This is a genomic window from Planococcus antarcticus DSM 14505, assembly GCF_001687565.2.
Classification (GTDB): domain Bacteria; phylum Bacillota; class Bacilli; order Bacillales_A; family Planococcaceae; genus Planococcus; species Planococcus antarcticus.
Window position 1 is genome coordinate 2,048,691 of sequence record NZ_CP016534.2, and the last position, 21,412, is coordinate 2,070,102.

The window sequence follows — 21,412 nt, forward strand, 5'->3', positions numbered from 1 at the left end:
GCGCTCCGCTTGATCGGACAGCCATGAGAAGCGGTTCAAAAGCGAACCGCTTCTCATGGCTGTCAAACTGTCACGAAACCAATCGTTCTGATATCAGGGATGCGTATTTTTTTTCATAGTTTTCGGGTGACAAATAACCGAGTGTGGAGTGCCGTCTACGCAAATTATAGAAGTCATCGATGTAATGGCCGATTGCCTTTCGAGCGTCTTCCCGTGTTCGGAACCGGTGGCGGTAAATCAGCTCTTTCTTAATGGTGGCGTGAAACGATTCGATGCAGGCGTTATCGTACGGATCTCCCTTGCGGCTCATGCTGATTTGGAATTCGGCTTTTTTCAAGCACTTAATGTACTCATCGGAACAGTATTGAGAGCCGCGGTCAGAGTGATGGATTGGCTCACCAGTGGGATTTCGCAAGAGCAGCGCCTCTTGCAGCGCCCCAAGTGGCAGTTCGGTCTTCATCGTGACATCCAGACTCCACCCGATAATCTTGCGCGAGAATAGATCCATTACACTCGCCAGATACAACCATCCCTCTAGCGTCCAGATATACGTGATATCGGATACCCAGACCGTATTGGGCTTGTCGACATTAAAACGGCGCTCGAGAAGATTTGGGTAAACGAATTGGTGATGGTTGGAATCCGTCGTTGTCACGAATTGTTTTACTGGCAATGCACAGAGTCCTAGCTCTTTCATGTAACGACCCACGGTTCGTTCGCATATGGAATATCCCTGCGCCTTGAGATCTTCAAGAATGCGCGGGCTACCATAGGTGCCATAGCTCTCATGATACGATTGAGCAATTTTTTGGAGAAGTTCTTCCCGCAGAATCTGCCGTTCAGTCCGAGTAGCTACGACCAGCTGAGTCCGCCATTTATAGTAGCCGCCTCTGGATACGCCAAGTAAATTACACATCATCAACACGTCGTATTCGTTCCGATGCTCCTGGATGAACGAAAAGATTACGTGCGGCTTTTCATGAAGACATGCATGGCCTTTTTTAAGATTTCTACTTCATCGTCACGCTCTTTCAGCCGGTTTTCTGTATCCCGCAGCTTCTTCTCCATCTCTGAGAAGGTGACCAGCGGCTCACCCGTTGGATTCGCTAAACGCTCTTGCTTTTCCCGATACTCTCTTGCCCATTGCCGCACCGTTGTGGCACTCACGCCGACTTCATAAGCCAGGTCCGTGGCTTTCCGTCCTTCTTTGATATGGAGCTTGGCGATATATTCCTTGTATTCGGTCGTTTTGTGTTTACCCATGTTTGACACGTCCTTTTTCTTGGTGGTTTCAGTATGTCGAAAACCGTTTGGTCGTGTCCACTTTTAAGTCTAAACCCATTATGTGGCTTATTAGTAGGCTGGTTCAAATAATTGTACGATTACGAAAGGTTATTTCAAACAAACCGGCTATATTGTTGTGATTATGAAACTAATTGCTGTCTCATTCTGTCTTACTTAATAATAATTTCCAGTGTAATGGAGGTATGACTATGTGGTTCATATTAGGACTTATCGCAATAACAGCAACTTGTATAAATCTTTTTATGTATGCAGCAGGCAAAGATTATAAATTGGCAATGGCCATGGGATTATCTTTTACAGCATTAACGGTTGTTGCAGATTACAGTATGGTGGCCAATTGGGTAAATGCGGAAGATTGGTCTGCTTTATTAGATGTAGTTCCTACGATGGCAGCAGCGTTATGGATTTTAACAATACTATCAATTTTATTAAGTATAACTCCTATACTTTTAGAACTAAAAAACAAAAACTGATTACGTGATTAAGAAAGGTTAACCTTCGACAAACAAGTCCAATTGTTTAAAAACTGATTATAAAAAAATTGCTAAAAGCAGTAGGAATGGGGAATCTTATGACAAAGGAAAAATGGCTACTCGTATTTTTGGGAATCATGGACATCATTCTTGTCGTCATGAATTATACAGGTTATGTTCTACTTTTTTTAAAACCAACAGGGTATGTAATCCCTTTGGTTTTAAACATTCTTATCATTAGTGTAATCATCTTTAAATCAAAACTTTCTAAAGTATGGACAGCTGTCATCCTTTTCACTGGTATACCTATACTATTGTTCCATGGTTTTATAGTTTTGTGGATGGATCGGAATTATATTGAAACCGTTACTTCCGATAACCAACAATCACTAGTAATCGAATACCGACATGCAACACTAGGAGAAACAACTTATTTTTATAATTTTTACAAGACAAAAAACGGTTTTGTTGGCAAGCACCTTGATGACCAATCAATTGAAGTGATAGTTTATGATGGTTCGTTTATCGACCCAGAAGGTGTTTTAGGTTTGGGTAAAGAAAAATGGATTACTGAAAATACCGTTCGTTTTTTTACTCAGAAAGGGATAAAGGATGTGTATTTAAGTCCTTCTCATCAATCAACTGAAATGGAATAAAAAAGGTAGTTCCACTGAAATCAGTACGATTGTTTACGAAGAAAGGGTGGCAAAAGCGACTCTTTTTTGTTTGTGCTTTTCCCTTTGTTTTAAGGTTAAGGTTAAGACGTGTTTCATTGTGTAAATACAGACAAGTAAGTGAAAAAGAGCGAAGTATCATACGCAAAATTGACAATAGTAACGATAATCCTCTGTTATCGATAGCTTTATCCAACTGCAAAAAAAATATAAGTAATCTTTTTGAAGTTTACTAATTTACATGCACAATAACGCTTAAAACTAACGCAAAATAACGCTAAAATAACAAATAACTGGATTTTTTTCAATAGGTTATACCTTTCTAATTTTATTCAATGCAATGTCTGCCATCATGAAACCTTATATCAATCCGAACGTATAGAATACTATCTTGCGAAAATGGTGGTGCTATACAGATGAATGAACAATATGCCGCTCCTCGGCATTCTCTCTCACCCAATGCAGTCAAATACTGGCGCATGGATGAACTTATTTCCAACCTTATTGCCTTTATAGTCCTGGCCGTGCTGTTTTACCTGGACTGGCACTTTGAATGGTACAACTGGATTTTTTGGGTCCTGATTGCCTTGGCTATCTTTTTTGTAGTTGGCTTGGCTTGGTCGGTTCTCAGTCCGCCACTCACTTTTAAAAACTGGCGCTACGATTTGGACGAAGAGTTTTTGTATCTTCAGTTTGGTATTTGGAACCGGACAGAGCAATTGGTGCCGATGACGAAAATTCAGGCTGTTTCCTTGACGCAGGGACCTTTGATGCGCAAATTTAACCTTGCTTCTTTGTCAGTAGAAACGATGGGTTCAAGCCATGCAATTCCGGCATTGCCAAAAGAAACGGCAGCCGACCTGCGTGAGCGCATTGCCCAATTCGCTAAAATCAAGGAAGTGGAACAATGATTGCCATTCGTCGCCATCATCCGGCAACCGTTCTTTTTAAAATAGGTAAATTACTTCGGAATTCGATTTTCATAATCTTAGTGTTATTTGTTTTTCAAGCCAACAACAGTTCTACTCTTTTTGTTTACGGCCGTTATGCATTTTTGCTGTTTTTTCTTTGGTCCCTTGTATCCTCTGTTTTAAATTGGCTAACGACCACTTATGCACTTGACGACCAGCGGTTCTATTTGCGACGAGGCATTTTCAATAAAACCGATCAGTCGATTCCATTTTCAAAAGTTCAGAACATCAATCGCCATACCTCATTTTCCCATCGTTTGTTGGGGCTGACATCGATCAGTTTCGAAACTGGAATTGCTGGTGAGGATTCCTCCGTGAAATTCGAAGTCACTACGAAAAAAGAAGTGCTTCGGCTGGAGTCAGCTGTCCAAGAACACAAAGAATCTCTTGTGACAGAACAACTAACAAGCGAGGACGACACCGGTGCGACACCGGCCACTGAACACGAACAGGCCACACAGAAACAACTGGAAGAGCACATTATCCATTTTCAACCCACACGCCGCGATTTGTTAAAAGCTTCCATGACATCGTTCAGCTTTTTGCTGCTTGTTCCGCTTCTCGCTTCTCTTTACTATAATGTTTCCGAATTTGTCAGTCTTGAAGAGCGACTAGACGGAATTGGCGCAAGTTTGCTAGCTTCACCTTGGATGATTGCTATAGTAGCTATCCTGATTATCCTAGCGTCTTTCTTATTCGGTATTCTCCATTCGTTTATCAAATATGGGAAATACGAAATTTCTTCTGATAGCCAGCGCGTCTATATAAAAAAAGGCGTATTGTCACACGCATCTTTTTCAATCGCCAAAGAACGCGTTCAAGCTATTGAAATTACACAATCTTTTACAAAGCGCATTCTCGGGCTAGCAGAAGTCAAACTAATCAGTGCCGGCAGTCTTTCTTTAGGTTCAGAAGAGTTGAACATCAGTTCTCTTTACCCTTTTCTTCCTAAGAAAAAAGCATACGCAATCGTTTCTGAGTTGTTGCCGGGCTACCGCATCCAAGAAGACATGCAGCGACTGCCCCGCCGCGCGCTTTGGGTCCGTATGCTCAAGCCAAGCTGGTTGTGGCTGATCGCGACCGCATTGTTGTTTTACTTCCAACCGAAATTTCTGGGAATTGACAACACATGGTGGATTGCGTCTAGTGTGCTGTTGCTATTGATCCTCGCATCTCGCATTTTGGATTTTCTGCACACGCGCTATTGCTTGCATGATGAATTGATTCAGTTGAAAAACGGCGGATTTACTTCTACTTTATTTGTGACAAAACGAGAAAAAATTATCGAAGTCGAAATCAAGCAAAACCGAATTCAACGTGCATTTGGCCTTTCTTCTCTCCAGACGGTCACGCGCGCTCGGCCAATCCACACGTCTTATCTCGAGGATATACCAGATTCACTTGCAAGTACTTTTCGTCATTGGTATCGCGAGCGTAGTAAAGAAGTCAAACTGGATACGACCAATTAAAAAAACTCTTTGCCGAAATATCGGCAAAGAGTTTTTTTAATTGGTTGCTACGTTCGCGCTATTTCGCAGATTGGCCTTAGAAATGCTGATTCACCAACTACTGCCATATCTAAAATACAAATTGTCTCTCCAGTACCAGAACTGCTTCTGACACGGGGGCGATTTACGTTCATTTCTTTATGCACCCGGCCGAAATTCTTGCCGATTTAGCCATTCACGAACCATCGCTACATAAGCTTTTGGTTCTTCGATTCCCGGCATGTGGGAGCTGTTTTCAAAGACATGGAATTCTGCATTTGGAACGAACCCTACATAATATTCAGTTGCTTCAGGCGTGGCTTCGTCAAAACGTCCACATGTGAAAAGAGTAGGAATTGTGATTTCATGTAGGCGGCCGGTCACATCAAAGTTTTTTAACGTGCCGGTAACGGTAAATTCCGAAGCTCCCCACATAAAATTATAAATTTGTTGGTTCATCTCTTCCATGTCTTCTTCCATTTCTTTCGGCCACGGATCAACACGGCACATATGACGTTTATAAAAAGCCATCATTGCTTTGTTGTATTCTGCAGAGTCTGTCGTCCCTTCTTGCTCGCTTTGTTCAATCGTATCTTGGATGTCTTGTGGGAGTTGTTTCAAGTAATTCCGCTGATCGCGTTCCCATCTTTGTGCATCTAAAGCGGGTCCAGAGAAAATAATACTACGGACGCCGTCTGGTTTTCCCAACAAATAGGAAGCGGCTAGCATCGTTCCCCAAGAATGACCTAGAATATGGACTTCTTCCAGTTTCAACGCATCGATCACTTGCCTCAACTCTTCTACATAACGTTCCACTGTCCATAGTTCTGTATTCGTAGGTCGATCTGATTTCCCACACCCCAGCTGGTCAAAGTGAATCACCGGTCGATCTGTTCCTAACTGACAGAGCGGATCGCTGTCGCTGCTTTTCCCTCCTGGTCCTCCGTGTAAAACCAACAGCGGGATGCCTGGACCGTCACCGCTGACTTGGTACCACACCTTCCCCCCTGTAACAGGGATATACCCTTCTGAGACAAGACCCATTTAGTTATTCCTCCTTTTGTTGCTAGCTGTTCTCAATACTAATTCTCTTCTGGATGGGGAATTCCTTTTTTCTACAAGAATAACAACGAGAGTAAATCTTTATGTGAAATTCAGAATTCCGCACTGATAGTTTGGCTATTTGGGTTAATAAAGAGCATTTGAAAAGTGATGTTCACTACTTTAAACAATCGCGAGAGATGCTCGCGCCCTTCTTGGTGGGATTGAAGACATGCTAATCCATTTCACTGGAACCATTTCACGATTCAAACGTATAATCTACTATTCAACTAAAGGAGGAATAGTAGATGTCGAAGTACTCTATCCATCAATTTGTCCAAAAAACAAAACAAGACGAAAATGCACGTGAATTTTTTGAACTGGAGACTGATCGTTTATTAGAAGTAAACTTGAACGGTCTGGTCTGGGCAAAAGCGGGATCCATGATTTCTTATGAAGGAAATATCAAATTTGAACGTGAAGGAATGCTAGAGCACGGACTAGGGAAATTTGTCAAAAAAGCTTTTAGTGGCGAAGGTGCGCAACTGATGAAAGCAAATGGACAAGGGAAACTTTATGTAGCTGACAGTGGCAAAAAAATCACCATTTTGGATTTGGAAGGTGAGAGTATCTTTATTAATGGCAATGACTTGCTCGCTTTTCAAGACGGACTGGAGTGGGACATCAAGCTCATGCGCCGCGTCGCTGGTATGATGGCGGGTGGTTTGTTTAATGTGCGCTTAGAAGGACATGGTCTTGTTGCCTTCACTTCACATTATGAACCGCTGACATTGCTCGTTACACCTGATACACCCATTTTCACAGACCCGAACGCAACGGTTGCGTGGTCAGGTAGTTTAGAACCTGATTTCGTTACAGATATTCAATTGAAAAGCTTGTTTGGCAGAGGCAGCGGAGAGTCGGTACAAATGAAATTTTCCGGCAATGGCTTTGTCGTTGTCCAGCCTTTTGAAGAAGTGTATCAAGCGCAGCAAAAATGATTTTTACTTTTCAATACGAGATCCGTTGCTTGCCAAGTTTGACAGGTAGCGGGTCTTTTTTTGATAATCAATGTTCAAAAAAATTCTGGCAGTTAAATCAGAACCTTTTTCTTTGTGCTGTTAGTTTAATTACATCTTATCCGTTATCAAAACGAACTTCTAGAACAAAGCTCATTTTTTACTTGGCTTTTTTCAGGATAGTTCATGTATGCTTGCAGGTATTATTCGATACGTCCAGCCTTTATAGAAATTATAAATATTCATGTCACAAAAAATTTTACTAATCAAGTGCTGGTTCAAAAGAAGCAAATTACTATGGTACAATTGAATCATCTGATACTTACACTTAGTTGAAAGACAATATCGGTACAGGAGGCGTTCATTATGAAAAATAAAGCTATCTTTGTGAACACAGATTACACGGGGTTCGTGCTTATTTGACTAGTGGTTAAGAGGTTCCCCGCAATTTGAAAGGGGAAAATTATGAGTACATTAACTATTAAAATTGTAGAAGTAAACACTGAAAATTGGTATGCCTGCTGTGAACTAGAAGTTGCAGAAGAACAAAAACAATATGTGGAACCTAATGCAGTATCTATAGCACAATCAAAGTTCGAGCTGACGTTGAAACCGTTAGCTATCTATACTGGAGAAAATGTCGTTGGATTTTTGATGTACAATTCCGCTCCAGAAGAACTGGACTCTTATTGGATTTATCGCATAATGGTCGATAAACAGTTTCAAGGCAAAGGAATTTGAAAAGCAGCAAGCAGTTTAATGATGGATGAGATGGTTAAATCGTTAAATGCCAAGAAAATCGCTGTAGGCTATCACCCCAAAAACCTTGGGGCACATCACCTTTATGCTAGTTTAGGGTTTATTGATAATGGAGACCGGTTTGGCAAAGAAATGGCCGTTGTGAAAAATGTATAATTTATAGATGGCAATGCAAAAAAAGGACGTATCTTGATAAAAGATACGTCCTTTAGAACTTTATGCTTGTTTTATTCCATTTTTAGCATCGCTTTCATTTAACGATCGCGGCTCTATTGCTTCGGGATCAAGACCATTCCCGAGTGACCCATAGACTAACCCAGCCTGAGGATCAATCAATTCTTTCCCATTATAATAAACTCTAGGAGTCTTCCATAACGCTTTCAAAGCACTCGACATGGGCATCTCGTGATAAAGACTTGGCCAATTATCCTTTATATGCTTTTTCACTAAAGGATAATACTTAGAGCTTATACTTGGAAATATATGATGCTCTGTATGATACGAAAAATTAAAATGTAAAACGTCAATCCATTTAGGAACCGTCACTGATAAAGTGTTTGCTAGTGGATCATTTACAGGAACGTATGGATTCAACCGATGATTAGTAGAAATATACCCCATGACCATTGCATTCGCAATCAAATGTGGAATTAAAAAGATAAATACCCAGTTTGTTATTCCGACAAAGAAAACCAAACCTATCCAAACAACCCAAGGCACTAAAAACTGGATCCAAACAGCCCCCCGTTTTTTAGGCTGAAACTCTTTAACATAAGTGAAAAACATTCTAGTGGAGTGCAACGTGAATAAAAAGCACAAAGAGAAAAACTCCAGAAATGCACGGACTGAAAATGGCAATCGATAGATAAGTTTCAGCGCAGGTTTTTTGTCTAATTCATCTTTAGACATCCACGTATCCGGATCTTTCTCTTCATGTTGAGTATGAACATGATGGGTCATGTTATGCCATTTGCGCCAAAGTCTGGGTCCAGTAAGAAGAGGGAAAAAGAAAACAGCTCCTAGTAAATCACGCAATCCGGCTTTTTTCACTACCGTTCCGTGTAAGATTTCATGTCCTAAAAATCCCATTGCGGCAAAACTTGTTCCAATTACAAATGAAATGGCGGTGTTTGCAAGAAAGGGTAAATCATATACGCCAATAGCCAACATTCCTGTAATAGTAATAAGTAAATAGGCGAGACCACCAAGCAAACGTCCTGGTACCGGTTTAAATGCTTTTTTGGGCATATGCGGCGATACTTTAGACGCATACCAGCCAAATGAGTGAAATTCTTTATTCATACTATTCCTCCAATTAACAAGCAATTGCTTCTTCTTTTCTACCGATTAGGTGCGATCAAAAACTAGAGCAGCATGGACCAAACAAATAACCACCTCTATAAAGAGCGTTCTTTATAGAGGATTGGATGTTCAATATCTTTTACAAACGTTAAAATCTTCCTTACAGCGCCTTCTTTTCTAGCCTTCTAAATCTCACTTCTAAAACTTCAAGCAATCATTTCATGCATTCTGCTATCCTTTACTGTACAGGTTAATTCTACAAATTCATAATCATAACAGTTACTTAACCTTTCTTTATTCATTTCTCGATTTTCTCAATAAGCCATATATAGATGGTAGTAGGTTTAAAGGATTGAATTTTAATGAGGAGGTTAGAATGAAAATACAAGCCGCCGTAATACATGGAGTAGAAGAAGAAAATGAGCTTTAGGAAATGATGATGGTGTGTTCCGTATAGAAAGTTGATCAACAGCAGAAGGAATTCGAATCATTTAAGAAATTGAAGGTAAACTTAAGGAGGAAGAAGAATGGAGCAGAAACTAGCAGTAACTAATGATATTGTATTCTTTGCTTTTAAATATGCATTAGGCAGCCGTTCAGATATACCTGTACTTGTCATTGACACAATCAAAGAAAATATCAACCGTATAAAAGATTTTGATTTGAGAAAATATATTCGTGAAATATACGAGTATAGAAATTCAGGCATGATGACAGATGAAACTACTTGGCTTGATTTTGCAGATTATCTTCAGGAAGAATTAAGGAGCAGAGAGTAAAAAGTACCCTTTTAAGGTTTCGATACCTATAAACCATTTTGACTTTCCCAGTCTCACAAATTCATCAACTATTACAAGGTTTGGTCGGTCTAAGCGGACGTTGCCTTCAGATATCAACTCAGCAACTAAAAACCTTCGTTTCCTCCTATAAGGAAACGAAGGAACTTTATTTCTTCGCGCGAGCATTAAAGTCTTTTTCAATATCTTTTTTCCAACTACGATCGATCTTTTTTCCTGTTCGGAAAGAAGTGACGGCCTCACTCAATACATCATAGTTTAACTGAGTCCCTTTAGCATCTGCATGGTAGTTAACCGCGAACTCCTCTTTTACTCCGAATTGACGCGCTGTCGCGACTGCGTCAATATTCGCACCAAGAAAGATGAATTCCCAATGAGCTTCGTTTTTCTTCATCGCAATCAGTTCATGAATTTTTTTATACGTGTATTCACAGCTGGAATTTTCCAACCCGTCGGTCGTAATAACAACCATTACTTTATCTGCTCGCTGTTCTGGCATCGTGCTTTTTTGGACGTTGCTTATTTTTTGAATCGTCGAACCGATTGCATCGAGCAACGCCGTCATTCCGCCTACCTCATAATCCGCTTCGGTCAGCGCAGAAACGCCTTTTAGCGAAATTCGGTCATGCAGCAGTTCATACCCTTGATTGAACAGCACTGTCGTAACACGGACCTCCCCAGGAAGCTTGCGCTGTTTTTCAATCAAGGCGTTAAAGCCATCGATTGTATCCTTCTCTAGCCCCGCCATTGACCCACTTTTGTCGAGAATAAAAACCAATTCCGTCGCTTCTTTTTTCATCGTATATTCCTCCTCAAGTTTTCTTTACAACTTAAAGATACGACTTTCGACGGGCGAAATGGTCGCTTTTAAAGCGACATTTCAAGCACCGAGAAGCATTTGATCAAACGCGAACAAAGCCTCGTTGATTTCATGGATATTGTAATTCTTCTGCTCAATAAAATAAAGAATGATCAAATCGAATTTATGGCTGCGCGATAGCCTGTATCCGGCTTTTTCAAGCAAATCCTCTGTTTCAGTTAGGTCCAGTTCAAGAGCCACTGCAAAAGCGATAATCGTCTTTTTCATCGGTGTATAGCCAGGAGAATTACGAATCTTAGAAAATAGCTTTCGATCGATATTCGCCTTTTTATAGGTTTCTGTATCTGTCATCTCTTTTTCGTCAATAAAACGGAGCAGTCGTTGTGAAAAGGATTCATTCATATTTTCAAAAATATCCTTCAAACTCTTCTTCGTTTGGGATTCCACTTTAACTTCTGCTTCTACACTATACAAAGCGGATTCTGAATCGCTTTTTTTGCGATACCGTGTATCTCTCTTCTCCAGCGCACTTACTTCATTTTCATCAATAAAAGCCGCAATCGATCGGTATAGCTTTTCACTGATTCCAAAAGACTGCTTGTCGAACACCACAAGGTACACATGCATTTCATGTGTCATCAGAAACCTTTCAATTGCGAAAATCGCAATTTGCAAAGCAGGCTCTTTTGGATAGCCAAAAATCCCAGTAGAAATGAGCGGAAAAGAAATTGAGTCACAACCAAGCCCGTAAGCAAGTTTGAGCGAGTTGCAGTAACAGTTTCGAAGCAATACTTCTTCGTCATTACCACCTCCTTGCCAGACAGGTCCAACCGTATGGATGATGTATTTGGCATTTAGCGAAAAAGCTTCTGTACACACCGCTCCGCCCACAGAACAATGACCAATCTGGTCGCATGCTTCTTGTAACGTCTGAGCCCCTGCAGCATTAAATATGGCGCCGCACACACCGCCACCCATTTTTAAGCTAGAGTTTGCAGCATTGACGATGGCACCGGTTTTCATCTTCGTAATGTCGTTTCGTACGATTTCTAGTGGCATGCTTTCATCTCCCTTGGTGATTTAGTTTTTTTTGCAAACCCATCCATTTAGTGCATTAATCAGATACTTCCATTTTCGCAAAATGAACTTTCAGCATGTCTTTCATCGCTCTTTTGTTGTCTGCAAATTGCTTGTGGCGATGACCGTTGCCACCCGAAGGATGTGGGAAACCTGAGAGAATTTGCTCACTTGAAACGATTTCTTTCTTTACTAGATAATTTAAGGCGTTCGAGACAGTTACACCTAAAGGAATAATCAAAGATTCACTTAAATTTATTAGTTCTGCCGCAAAATTTCCTGTAATGTAGTTCTTCAACATCTCATTTTTCAACAAACTCGGAGTAGATTCGCTACAATTCTTCCCATTACAAAACACGGAATAAGCAAGTTCTGACGTCGTATGGACGAAGTGGATGGCTTTCTTAAATAGCCCTGAGCTAGAAGATAAATCTAAATGCTCATTCAACTCCTGATCATTCAGCATTTTCACTAAATTCTTACACATGGGCCCTTCAAAACTAGAGTTATTCTTTGCTTGCCGAAGAATCTCTTCATCATTGTGTCGTCTCTCAGCTGCATCTATCACCGTCGAAAACGATTTTTTCATTTGATGAAATCCAGGTGTAATGCCAACAATCACCACTTTAGCTTCTTCATTTACATATTCAAAAGACGCATAGTAGATCTCCAGGTGTTTCTTTTCATCTCTTTCTAATAAAAACTCATCATTAATTCTTCTTTTGTAAACGACACAAGTATAGATTGAATCTGTTCTTTGTACTGCTAGAACGTAACGTATTTAGCAATTGCCATGAATCCTACTCCCTTTTATAAGGATGCTACAAATCTTTCATTTCCAGCATACTCCCTTCCCTTTTCCCTGATAATATTCGTATAGAAAGAAAATCTCAATAAATGTTTTGGAAGTTCCCATCATATGCTGTGTGAAGTTACTGTCGCTAGGGTATTCTTATATAGAAGACCCTAACGACAAAGCTTTCAGTAAATCGTCTGATGACTTTCGAAATGAAATAATTATACGAGCTAACAAAAGCAGAAAGGGGGCCATACGTGAAACAGTTCGCTATTATTATTCCAGCATATAAACCAGATCAAAAGTGCTTGAATACTGTCCAAAAAATAATCGAAGCAGGTTTTGAACATATTATCGTTGTCGATGATGGCAGCGGAAAAGAGTATTCACCTATATTTAACACACTGGAATCACATAAAGAAATAACGATATTACATCATGCCATTAACCAAGGAAAAGGGCGTGCTTTAAAAACGGCTTTCCACTATATACTTACGAATAATCTTCCTTTTGAAGCTGTCATCACAGCCGATGCGGATGGCCAGCATTTGGCAAATGACATGGTGCAGTTATCGCAACAATTGCTCAAGACACCCGATCAAGTGGTACTTGGTGCCAGGGATTTCACTAAAAAAGATATTCCATTCAGAAGTCGATTTGGCAATCGCTTTACGCGGTTGCTGTTTAGACTTTCAACCGGCGTTGTCCTCTCTGACACACAGACCGGATTAAGAGGCATTCCGGTCAACTACCTCCCTCAACTACTCTCGGTAATCGGTGAGCGATTTGAATATGAAATGAATGTTTTGGCGTATTTAGGAAAAAATAAGATCGATATAGTAGAAGTGACGATTGAAACCATCTATTTAGATGACAATGAATCCTCACACTTTCATCCCTTGAGGGATTCTTATCATATTTATAAAGTTTTCATTTTCTATGGATTGTCAGGAGGAGCATCTTTTGCACTGGACATCGGATTATATTGGATGTTTATCCAACTGCTTAAAGACCCGGCTCCTGGTTTATTCATTATTTTGGCAACCATTGCGGCCCGCATCTTGTCTTCATTATTTAATTATTACATCAACCGCAATAAAGTCTTTAAGCAAGGATCCAGCAAGTCGCTCGTGCGCTATTATTTATTGGCTGCGTTTATCATGCTGAGTTCTGCCGGTTCAGTCCATTTGCTTTACGCAGAATGGCTCGGACGCGGAGAAATCATTTTGAAACTAGGTGTGGATACCATTCTCTTTGTATTCGGCTTTGTGGTTCAACGTGCTTGGGTATTCCGTAAAGAATAATTGTAAAAAAATTTATAGCCAAAACAGAAATGAAATTTTCTGTTCTGGCTATTTTTTGATGGCTAATAAGCTTCTGGTAAAAACCTAAGTCTTCTATGCATACTGTAAGGAAATGATGTCTACTTCTTTCACTCAGTTGATTTTCTCCTTCAACTGAAATCACTGATACGAAAAGGTAAAATACGTCAATCCTTTTCTTGTTTCGTAGAAGATGACATTCAATTTAGCAATGAGTTTCAATTAGTTGTTGAAATTGTTTTAATGATTCGCATTGTGTAATTTTCTCAGTTTCATCAAGCAAAATGCTTCGAGACAAACTAACGTTTTTATTTTGTAGAAATTTTGCCAATTCATAATTGACCGACTTGAAAGTTGTCGTTTGGAATTTTAATAAAAATTCATAACTGCTTAGAGTCAATGTTACTTTTCGATCTTTTTCGAAAATCCATAAAGTAGTCCGCTAGTATCTGCATACAAGGCCCCCACTACATATTTTTTGAGGATGTTATTTTCAATCAGATGAATTAACCCAAGTCTGTGAGTTTTTTATAGTGACTCAAAAGATGCGCCAGCTGGAATATTGAAATTTAATTGTATTTTTCTTAAATCTTTTTCGATTTGGGCTTGTTGCCCTTGAGAATAGCCATTCCGTAGAACCACATTCGAATACAATTTAGCAAAAGACTCTGCTAATTGACCAAAACTCACTTCTAATTCACTGGTAGTTTTGTATAAATTCTCTAGGATAGCTCTCAGCGAGACATATTTGTAGGAAGTTGTTTTTACTGTTTGAGAAGACAGAACCTTCATGCTCACTGCCCATAAGTTCGTCTTCTGAAATAGCAGTGTAAATAGCAGTTCCTTCTTTCAACTTCCATCCTTCTGTGATTGATAAGTCTCCTTTCTACAAACAAAAAAATAGTAGACCGAAAGTTAACTTTCAATCTACTATTTCCTGTAATTTAAACAGAATCATATACCCTCGTCCAACATCTCCAAAAACTCCGCTTCACTTTCAGCTCCCATATGATCCGCCGCACTCAAGCCGTCAGGTCCAGGCAATGCAGGATCTGCTCCGTTTTCCACTAGCAGCAATGCACTGTCATATTCTCCGTACATAACGGCTGCTCCAAGTGCTGTCGAGTAATCATCGTTCGTATTGGCATCCGCTCCGGCATCTAATAAATACGACATAATAGTCATATCTCCAGAATAAGCAGCGTACATCACTGCATCCGCTCCATCTGAATCTTTTGCATTTAAATCTTCTCCGTTTGCGATAGAGTCTTCAACTGCCGCAAGGTCACCCCTTGAAACAGCAGACATTAAAGGTGTTTGACCTTCTACTGCATAATCCTCTTCGTATAGAGCATCATCAAAATCCGGTAAGAATTGTGCAAACGCAAATGCGCTTCCTGCAAAAAGAGCAACCGTCAGGAAGTAAGCAGCACCGAGCACACCTACCATTAACATGGCACCTAACGCGATTTTGCCATGATCAGGATTATAAGTTTTTGCATCACTATTATCGAATTGCTCAATAGCCTGTATACGTTTTGGCAATCGTGGATGTGTCGATAGCACTTCACTTAACCAAACAACAGCGTTTGATTCTGTAGCAATTTGTTCACGGTATGCATCTTCATTTACTTCTAAATACGTCTTCTTGCCAATTCCAAGAAGCGTTAATGCGCGTTTCGCAGCTGACGCATTCTGAATCGTAAAGGCAGCGTGACGATCGCATGTATATTCGCAAGACCGACTATAGGCTTCGCCGAGGAACGGAATAAACCCAGCTGGCAAAATCAATAAGTTTTTCCAAACGTGGCGGCGTTTGATATGAGCCAGTTCGTGAGCAATGATAAAATCTAGCTCTTCTTGTCCCTGCTCGCGTGCCAGTTCAAACACCTCGGAATACAAAACGACCATGTCGCGTCCGAAGAAACGAGTTGCGAAAGCGTTGAGTGCCCCTTCAGATTGAACAACAAAAACATCTGGTACTTTTTTCAGTTCCATTTGTTTCGCTAAAATCTGGACACGCTCATATACATCTGGAAACTGCCGCTCATGAATCCGGACACCATTTCCACGAATCGAACCAAGCATGATCAAATTTGTGAAAAGTAAAATGACAAAAATGGTTAGGGCAATGGCAATACCGATAATCGATACTGCTGCAAGTGCGTAAATAACAATGCTGAAAACTAAGCTGATTACAAAATACGTGGTTTCTCTGTTTGATTGAATGTTCGTCTTGTTCATCGTTTACTTCCTCTCAAATTGGAATATCTTACATATAATAGCACACGACATCCATTTGGAGAATACAAATTTGATAAGTGCAATAATTATTTTCATTGTAGGTTTTGATAACAATTTAGTCTTATTTTGAAGGGTTTATGCGACCCACATCTTGTTGGCCAAAGCGACCGTCTGAAGAGATTTCTTCAGTTATATCTTTCGAACTATTATGTAAATACTTGCAGAAATTTCTAGACTGTAGTAATATTTTAAAGTACTTATTATATGCATCTGTATAACCTTAAGGATATGGCTTAGGGGTCTCTACCAGGAGCCGAAAAATCCTGATTACAGAAAACGACTTGTTCGTTTTTTGTAATCAGGATTTTTTTATGTTTTCTTATAAAGATCTTTGCCGTATTTAATTAGTGCATTCAAGAAAGGAAGCGTACGAAAAATGAATTTAAAAGTGTATATTTTAGCCTTATCCACAATCGCTGTAGGACTTGTAGAACTAATTGTCGGAGGAATTTTGCCGACAATTGCTGAAGAATTCGATGTATCTTTAGCAACGGCAGGACAGCTAATCACGGTTTTCGCCATGATTATTGCCATTGCCGGTCCCGTCTTACTTGTCGCCACCAGTAAATTTGAACGGAAAAAAGTTTATTTAATTTCCATGTTTGTCTTTTTTCTCGGCAACCTTATGACTTATGTTAGTCCTGACTTTACGTGGATGATGATTGCACGTGTAATCACTGCAGCGAGTACAGCACTTATTGTGGTCTTGTCTCTTACCATCGTTGCGAAACTTGTAGAGCCGCCTTACCGCGCAAAAGCAATTGGCTTTATTTTCATGGGGATCAGTTCTTCACTGGTTCTTGGTGTGCCACTCGGGATTCTCATTTCAGACGCTTTTGGATGGCGTTTTATTTTCCTCGGCATTGCTTTGTTGTCGATCGGTTCCATGGTGCTGATTGCACTTTATATCCAGCCAATTCCTGGTGGCACTGCGGTTCCAATTAAACAGCAGTTAAAAGCAGTCGCCAGTGCAAAAATTGGTACTGCACATCTTGCAACCTTGTTTATGCTGGCAGGACATTATACCGTGTATGCTTATTTCACACCGTATCTAGAAACGAATTTGCAGCTAAGCTCGACGTGGATCAGTATTTGTTATTTGCTGTTTGGTATTGCGGCAGTTAGCGGAGGCGCAATTGGCGGCGCGTTGTCCGATTGGATTGGCTCGAAAAAGAGTATTATCTTAGTGATCTCTGCGTTTGCGGTCATATTGTTTATCCTTCCGTTCACAACGTTTTCACTGATCGTCTTCTTACCGGTGATGATTATTTGGGCAGCGCTCAGTTGGACTCTTGCACCTGCTCAACAAAGCTATTTGATTGAAACGGACCCTGCAACGTCTGACGTTCAGCAAAGTTTTAATAACTCTGCACTTCAAGTAGGCATTGCACTTGGTTCAGCAATCGGCGGAATCGCTTTGACTCAAACCGGCTCGGTCTCAAGTATGCCGTGGGTTGGCGCTGTTATCGTTCTTATCGCTCTTGGCTGTGCGGTGTTTTCACTAACACGTCCTGCTATCAAGCGAACGATCAAACCGTCTGGCAATCAAAACTTTAAAGCGAATTTTGAGCAAAAGTAAGTAATTCTTATGCAGATAAAAGAAAGCCACTTAGGAAATCAACTGATTTTCTAAGTGGCTTTTCGTTTGCTCTCTTTATTTTCAACTTAAATTATCGAACAGCAAAAACAACCCCGTAAACAGCAAAATTCCATAGGTTACAAAGCGAAACGAAAGTTGGTCAATCCGCTTGAACAAGAGCTGTCCTAAATACAACCCAGCCAAAACAAACGGCATTGCCAAAGCACTTGAAACCCAAACAGTTTTGTTTGTGCCAGAAAAATAAAGTTGCAGCACGAGACTGATCGAATAGATAAACAGATAAAAAGCGAGAGTTGTTCCACGCAACTTCTCTTTTTGTATATTTGTCCCCGAAAAATAGAGCAAAAGCGGCGGTCCCGGCATACCGATGCTTGTCGTCAAACTTCCAGACACCCCACCGAAAAACCTGTCTCGTTTGTTTGTTTGGTTAATCCGGAAAGAGAAAATCAACAGCACCGGCAGCAATAATATGATCAAACTGATTGCTAACTTCAGTTTTTCTAAATCAACCGCCATAAAAATAGCGATTCCGACTGGCATACCAACGAGGCTTCCCACCACCAGTCTTTTCAAAACGTCCATATCAATATCCGAACGAATTTTAAAAATTAACGCTCCTGAAATGACGAGTGAAAAGATCAAATTGATTTGAATGGCATCCGTTACGCTAAACAGCAGCAAAAGAAAAGGTGTCGCCACTATCGAGAACCCAAATCCCGTGCTCGTCTGCAATACCGAAGCTCCTAAAATAATGACGATAAACAAAATAATTCCCACGACATCACCTGCTTATAAAAGATCTAGTTCAAATGGTACCATATCGCGAGAGTCCTGCTCAAAAGAGCGGAGGCAACTCTCAATAGCACTTTTTTGCATAATCACTTTCCCATTGCCTTCCTTCTGTAAAAAATATCAGTTATTCTTAAGATGTGGATAAAGACGTCCATTTTTTCGGTTATCTATGTAAATTGCTCATTCTAACAACGGTGTTTGTCAATATAGTTGTCGCATCTCTCTGTTTTCGAAAACTGCTATTTATTCCTTCTGCCGTTGAAGCAACTGATCCGTCCGCGCCTTCTCTTTCATCGGATTCAATGCGACAGATTCATACGGTTGCCAATTTCTTGTCGTTCTTGCCCACCGTTCCGGCCGATTTTGTTTCGCTTGTATGTAAACTTCATGCCGATTTTTCAGTACTTCCACGTGAACACCCGTGTGACGCTGTTCTGGCGTCACAAAGTTAATGCTGCTGTGCTGATGCTCATGCGTATGCCAGTGGACGAACCGAGTGGTCCATTCCCGTGCCTCTTCAAGAGAGGCGAATCCGTCAGCCGGAAATTCTGGCCGGTATTTAAGTGTCCGAAAAATGGCTTCCGAATACGGATTGTCGTTACTGACGCGCGGTCTGGAGTATGAACTTTGAATCCCCAGTTTCTCAAGCAACGCCTGGAACGTCGCGGCTTTCATCGGGCTGCCGTTATCGGAATGCAGTACCAGTGGCGCTCCGTGTATTTTTTCGCTGACGACGGTTTTTCTGATCAGATCGGCCGCATGATTGGCATCTTCCATTTCCCAGACTTCCCAGCCGACAATCTTTCGACTAAACAGGTCAATGATCAAATAGAGTCGATAGTAAAGCCCTTTCACCGGACCTTTCAGCCACGTGATATCCCACGTCCAGACCTGGTTCGGATCCGTCGCCAAATAGCTCTCCGGCAACTTCGCTTTCGGGCGTTTGCTTTGACCGCGGTGCTGTTGCATCTGTTCTTGGCGCAAGATACGGTACATCGTCGATTCAGAGGCGATGTAGATGGACCGATCGGCGAGCTTCGGCACAATCTGGGAAGGAGGCAAGTCCACAAATTCTTCTTTCTTAACGATTTGCAGCACTTCTTGTCGCTCTTCTTCACTCAGTTTATTTTGAGGCACAGGTCGCTCGGCGTCGGGGCGTTGATCTTCTTTCACTTCGCCACCGGAGACCCACCGTTCATACGTGCGGACATTGATATTCAATTCCTGACAGGCACGGGCCAAGCGGGCCCCGTTGCGGTTCGCTTCTTGGATGAGTTCAACCGCACGTCGGCGATCTGGCGGGCGGATCATTCGTCCTCTGGATCCCCCCAAATCGCTCGGGCCTTTTTTCGCAGAAGCAATAACGCCGCAGCTTCAGCCAGCGCCTTCTCTTTTTTTCGCAGATCTTTTTCCACTTCAGCTGTCCGCCGTTTTTCTTCCTTCAGTTCCTGAGAAAGCCGTTTGGTCTGGTTGATTTCACCAGTGTTGGCCCCTAGACAACTGATGCGCCAAGCATCAATCTGTTCTTTGTACAATCCCTTTTTCCGGCAGTATTCCGCGAGTTCCGTTTGCGTCATTGCGTAGGTTTCCAGCACCACCAGAAACTTATCTTCACTGTTCCAGCGTTCGGATGCTTGGTCATTTCCCGGTGTCGCTTGTCCGGCACTGCGTGCTTGTTTTCGCCATTTATAAAGTGTTTGTTTGGAAATTCCGAGATCTTCCGTGATGCTTTTAACGGATTCGTTTTGAGGGGGCATCATCCGTTTCAGGATAGCGTCCTTCTGTTCTTTCGTATAACGCGTTCTATTTTCACTCGTCATGTCGCACAACCTCCATCTAATAATTAAAGTATAACAGGAGAGTTTCGTACGACAACCAGCCTAACACAGGGGGACAAGCTCTCCTATATTAAAGCCTAACCAAGCTCCCAGGAACGGGAAAGGATAACTAGGAAAGTCCAACGTTAAAGAGTTAAAATCCGTAACAAATAATAAAACGGCAATACCCACACCTACAACACTAACAATGACAACTTCAATTATTTTGTTTCGCTTCCATCGCTTTTCTCCCAAACGATTTCTATCAAACTTTTGCACGCGTTTACTTGTTTTTGTACCAATAGATCTTCCCGTTTTTAGAGTGTACAAAGTGAGCACTACCATTATCCATATAAACACAAAAAATGTTCCTATGGTGAGCGCATGCTTTCCACTATCAGTAAAATAAACAAGAATCACGAATAACAGCAACATATAAATATTATCTTGAACTAGTTTTTTCTTTTTTAAGTGTTTAATTTCTTGTATATCCCATTCTTCTGTATACATATTGTCCTCCTTTTAAATGGAGCATCTGCTTTTATGTTGTTTAAGCATCAGGTTCTTGCTAGTAAGTTGCTTTAGAGTTTGAAAGATTTACAACTTTAAAACACGCTAATACCACGTACCCAAATACTAATCCGGCAACTGTTGGGACAGTCGTTCCGCCGAAAAGAAGAATGTTCGGAATAGAAAGCCAACCTTCTCCTAAAGGTGAAAACGGCAAGAAAGTCATCAGTACGATATAAAGCGCGGGTACTCCAATTGCTACTGGGAATAAAGCAATGTACGCTTGAAGCGGAAAAATAGTGAAAGTCATTTGAGATTTTTCAGCTACCTGTGCCTGTAGCTGCATTCCTAAATACAATATTAACCCGATAGCTAGTGTCCAAATAAAATCATATAAAAATTGCTTCAAACTAAACTCCCCCTTGTTATTTTATTGAATAAATCATTCTGATTCATAGACGTAAATGGGTGAGAACCGTTTCATTTCTTTGGAAACAAGCTTATTTACGCAGATAACTCCAATTTTTATCTTACTTCTGATAATCA

22 protein-coding genes, 1 pseudogene and 1 riboswitch are annotated in these 21,412 nt (G+C 40.8%); of the genes and pseudogenes, 9 read left to right on the forward strand and 14 right to left on the reverse strand.

The window, feature by feature from the left end; genetic code table 11:
* Positions 1-70: 70 nt before the first annotated feature.
* Positions 71-964 carry an IS3 family transposase gene (locus tag BBH88_RS10260; RefSeq protein WP_154669152.1) on the reverse strand — a complete coding sequence of 298 codons (894 nt, stop codon included), beginning with the start codon at positions 962-964 and terminating at the stop codon, positions 71-73.
* On the reverse strand, positions 964-1,263 hold the full coding sequence (locus BBH88_RS10265) for a transposase (RefSeq protein ID WP_006830420.1): 300 nt from the start codon (positions 1,261-1,263) through the stop codon (positions 964-966). Before BBH88_RS10265 ends, BBH88_RS10260 begins: the two co-directional genes overlap by 1 nt.
* Before the next feature lie 230 nt (positions 1,264-1,493).
* On the opposite strand from BBH88_RS10265, the gene BBH88_RS10270 reads away from it, so the two are divergent.
* The 4 genes from BBH88_RS10270 to BBH88_RS10285 all read left to right on the forward strand — a co-directional run bounded on the left by BBH88_RS10270 (position 1,494) and on the right by BBH88_RS10285 (position 4,892).
* Positions 1,494-1,778, forward strand: a complete 285-nt coding sequence (locus tag BBH88_RS10270; RefSeq protein WP_006831638.1) for a hypothetical protein — start codon at positions 1,494-1,496, stop codon at positions 1,776-1,778.
* A gap of 98 nt (positions 1,779-1,876) precedes the next feature.
* Positions 1,877-2,434, forward strand: a complete 558-nt coding sequence (locus BBH88_RS10275) for a hypothetical protein (protein ID WP_065536828.1) — start codon at positions 1,877-1,879, stop codon at positions 2,432-2,434.
* 434 nt (positions 2,435-2,868) lie between these two features.
* Positions 2,869-3,363, forward strand: a complete 495-nt coding sequence (locus BBH88_RS10280) for a PH domain-containing protein (RefSeq protein ID WP_006830643.1) — start codon at positions 2,869-2,871, stop codon at positions 3,361-3,363.
* A complete protein-coding gene (locus BBH88_RS10285; protein ID WP_065536827.1) occupies positions 3,360-4,892 on the forward strand; it encodes a PH domain-containing protein in 1,533 nt (510 codons plus the stop codon). The genes BBH88_RS10280 and BBH88_RS10285 overlap by 4 nt, the downstream gene beginning before the upstream one ends.
* 177 nt (positions 4,893-5,069) lie before the next feature.
* Here the strand turns inward: BBH88_RS10285 and BBH88_RS10290 are convergent, their stop codons facing one another.
* Positions 5,070-5,954, reverse strand: a complete 885-nt coding sequence (locus tag BBH88_RS10290; RefSeq protein WP_006830641.1) for a proline iminopeptidase-family hydrolase — start codon at positions 5,952-5,954, stop codon at positions 5,070-5,072.
* Positions 5,955-6,259: 305 nt separating this feature from the next.
* Here BBH88_RS10290 and BBH88_RS10295 point away from each other — a divergent pair, with 305 nt between their 5' ends.
* Positions 6,260-6,952 carry an AIM24 family protein gene (locus BBH88_RS10295; protein ID WP_006830640.1) on the forward strand — a complete coding sequence of 231 codons (693 nt, stop codon included), beginning with the start codon at positions 6,260-6,262 and terminating at the stop codon, positions 6,950-6,952.
* A gap of 483 nt (positions 6,953-7,435) precedes the next feature.
* Positions 7,436-7,885 (forward strand): annotated as a pseudogene (locus tag BBH88_RS10300) (GNAT family N-acetyltransferase).
* A 60-nt stretch (positions 7,886-7,945) separates the two neighbouring features.
* Here BBH88_RS10300 and BBH88_RS10305 read toward each other — a convergent pair.
* On the reverse strand, positions 7,946-9,031 hold the full coding sequence (locus BBH88_RS10305; RefSeq protein ID WP_006830638.1) for a Delta(10) desaturase DesB: 1,086 nt from the start codon (positions 9,029-9,031) through the stop codon (positions 7,946-7,948).
* 527 nt (positions 9,032-9,558) lie between these two features.
* On the opposite strand from BBH88_RS10305, the gene BBH88_RS10310 reads away from it, so the two are divergent.
* Entirely contained in the window at positions 9,559-9,810 is a 252-nt protein-coding gene (locus tag BBH88_RS10310; protein WP_006830637.1) for a hypothetical protein, read from the forward strand.
* 166 nt (positions 9,811-9,976) lie between these two features.
* Here BBH88_RS10310 and BBH88_RS10315 read toward each other — a convergent pair whose 3' ends face one another.
* From BBH88_RS10315 to BBH88_RS10325, 3 genes are all read right to left on the reverse strand, one after another.
* Positions 9,977-10,627 (reverse strand): vWA domain-containing protein, encoded by a 651-nt coding sequence (locus BBH88_RS10315; RefSeq protein ID WP_006830636.1) that lies wholly within the window; start codon positions 10,625-10,627, stop codon positions 9,977-9,979.
* An 81-nt stretch (positions 10,628-10,708) separates the two neighbouring features.
* Positions 10,709-11,707, reverse strand: coding sequence for a macro domain-containing protein (locus BBH88_RS10320; RefSeq protein ID WP_065536826.1), 999 nt, complete (start codon positions 11,705-11,707; stop codon positions 10,709-10,711).
* A gap of 55 nt (positions 11,708-11,762) precedes the next feature.
* Complete coding sequence (locus BBH88_RS10325; RefSeq protein ID WP_238323302.1) at positions 11,763-12,347, reverse strand: hypothetical protein; 585 nt, start codon at positions 12,345-12,347, stop codon at positions 11,763-11,765.
* A gap of 431 nt (positions 12,348-12,778) precedes the next feature.
* Here BBH88_RS10325 and BBH88_RS10330 point away from each other — a divergent pair, with 431 nt between their 5' ends.
* Positions 12,779-13,825, forward strand: coding sequence for a bifunctional glycosyltransferase family 2/GtrA family protein (locus BBH88_RS10330; RefSeq protein WP_065536824.1), 1,047 nt, complete (start codon positions 12,779-12,781; stop codon positions 13,823-13,825).
* 546 nt (positions 13,826-14,371) lie between these two features.
* On the opposite strand, the gene BBH88_RS19225 is transcribed toward BBH88_RS10330, so the two are convergent.
* Both BBH88_RS19225 and BBH88_RS10335 read right to left on the reverse strand, forming a co-directional pair.
* Complete coding sequence (locus tag BBH88_RS19225; RefSeq protein ID WP_154669153.1) at positions 14,372-14,635, reverse strand: hypothetical protein; 264 nt, start codon at positions 14,633-14,635, stop codon at positions 14,372-14,374.
* Positions 14,636-14,797: 162 nt separating this feature from the next.
* On the reverse strand, positions 14,798-16,087 hold the full coding sequence (locus BBH88_RS10335; RefSeq protein WP_065536823.1) for a M48 family metallopeptidase: 1,290 nt from the start codon (positions 16,085-16,087) through the stop codon (positions 14,798-14,800).
* A gap of 250 nt (positions 16,088-16,337) precedes the next feature.
* Positions 16,338-16,437: riboswitch (purine riboswitch) on the forward strand.
* A gap of 86 nt (positions 16,438-16,523) precedes the next feature.
* Between BBH88_RS10335 and BBH88_RS10340 the strand changes: the two genes are divergently transcribed.
* Positions 16,524-17,726: an MFS transporter gene (locus BBH88_RS10340; protein ID WP_006830630.1), complete on the forward strand. Its 1,203-nt coding sequence runs from the start codon at positions 16,524-16,526 to the stop codon at positions 17,724-17,726.
* Between the two features lie 81 nt (positions 17,727-17,807).
* Here BBH88_RS10340 and BBH88_RS10345 read toward each other — a convergent pair whose 3' ends face one another.
* From BBH88_RS10345 to BBH88_RS10365, 5 genes are all read right to left on the reverse strand, one after another.
* The gene (locus BBH88_RS10345; RefSeq protein ID WP_065536822.1) at positions 17,808-18,524 is read right to left on the reverse strand and encodes a sulfite exporter TauE/SafE family protein; all 717 of its coding nucleotides are present in this window, start codon (positions 18,522-18,524) and stop codon (positions 17,808-17,810) included.
* Between the two features lie 258 nt (positions 18,525-18,782).
* The gene (locus tag BBH88_RS10350; RefSeq protein WP_065536821.1) at positions 18,783-19,850 is read right to left on the reverse strand and encodes an IS3 family transposase; all 1,068 of its coding nucleotides are present in this window, start codon (positions 19,848-19,850) and stop codon (positions 18,783-18,785) included.
* Positions 19,847-20,359, reverse strand: a complete 513-nt coding sequence (locus BBH88_RS19505) for a transposase (protein ID WP_065536476.1) — start codon at positions 20,357-20,359, stop codon at positions 19,847-19,849. The genes BBH88_RS10350 and BBH88_RS19505 overlap by 4 nt, the downstream gene beginning before the upstream one ends.
* Positions 20,360-20,419: 60 nt before the next feature.
* Positions 20,420-20,866, reverse strand: coding sequence for a hypothetical protein (locus tag BBH88_RS10360; protein WP_065536820.1), 447 nt, complete (start codon positions 20,864-20,866; stop codon positions 20,420-20,422).
* Positions 20,867-20,924: 58 nt separating this feature from the next.
* Positions 20,925-21,275 carry a hypothetical protein gene (locus tag BBH88_RS10365; protein ID WP_065536819.1) on the reverse strand — a complete coding sequence of 117 codons (351 nt, stop codon included), beginning with the start codon at positions 21,273-21,275 and terminating at the stop codon, positions 20,925-20,927.
* Positions 21,276-21,412 lie beyond the last annotated feature (137 nt).

Coding starts and splice junctions, on each gene's coding strand:
- BBH88_RS10265 (WP_006830420.1), bottom strand. CDS start 1,263: ATGGGTAAACACAAAACGACCGAATACAAGGAATATATCGCCAAGCTC.
- BBH88_RS10270 (WP_006831638.1), top strand. CDS start 1,494: ATGTGGTTCATATTAGGACTTATCGCAATAACAGCAACTTGTATAAAT.
- BBH88_RS10275 (WP_065536828.1), top strand. CDS start 1,877: ATGACAAAGGAAAAATGGCTACTCGTATTTTTGGGAATCATGGACATC.
- BBH88_RS10280 (WP_006830643.1), top strand. CDS start 2,869: ATGAATGAACAATATGCCGCTCCTCGGCATTCTCTCTCACCCAATGCA.
- BBH88_RS10285 (WP_065536827.1), top strand. CDS start 3,360: ATGATTGCCATTCGTCGCCATCATCCGGCAACCGTTCTTTTTAAAATA.
- BBH88_RS10290 (WP_006830641.1), bottom strand. CDS start 5,954: ATGGGTCTTGTCTCAGAAGGGTATATCCCTGTTACAGGGGGGAAGGTG.
- BBH88_RS10295 (WP_006830640.1), top strand. CDS start 6,260: ATGTCGAAGTACTCTATCCATCAATTTGTCCAAAAAACAAAACAAGAC.
- BBH88_RS10305 (WP_006830638.1), bottom strand. CDS start 9,031: ATGAATAAAGAATTTCACTCATTTGGCTGGTATGCGTCTAAAGTATCG.
- BBH88_RS10310 (WP_006830637.1), top strand. CDS start 9,559: ATGGAGCAGAAACTAGCAGTAACTAATGATATTGTATTCTTTGCTTTT.
- BBH88_RS10315 (WP_006830636.1), bottom strand. CDS start 10,627: ATGAAAAAAGAAGCGACGGAATTGGTTTTTATTCTCGACAAAAGTGGG.
- BBH88_RS10320 (WP_065536826.1), bottom strand. CDS start 11,707: ATGCCACTAGAAATCGTACGAAACGACATTACGAAGATGAAAACCGGT.
- BBH88_RS19225 (WP_154669153.1), bottom strand. CDS start 14,635: ATGAAGGTTCTGTCTTCTCAAACAGTAAAAACAACTTCCTACAAATAT.
- BBH88_RS10335 (WP_065536823.1), bottom strand. CDS start 16,087: ATGAACAAGACGAACATTCAATCAAACAGAGAAACCACGTATTTTGTA.
- BBH88_RS10340 (WP_006830630.1), top strand. CDS start 16,524: ATGAATTTAAAAGTGTATATTTTAGCCTTATCCACAATCGCTGTAGGA.
- BBH88_RS10350 (WP_065536821.1), bottom strand. CDS start 19,850: ATGATCCGCCCGCCAGATCGCCGACGTGCGGTTGAACTCATCCAAGAA.
- BBH88_RS19505 (WP_065536476.1), bottom strand. CDS start 20,359: ATGACGAGTGAAAATAGAACGCGTTATACGAAAGAACAGAAGGACGCT.
- BBH88_RS10360 (WP_065536820.1), bottom strand. CDS start 20,866: ATGTATACAGAAGAATGGGATATACAAGAAATTAAACACTTAAAAAAG.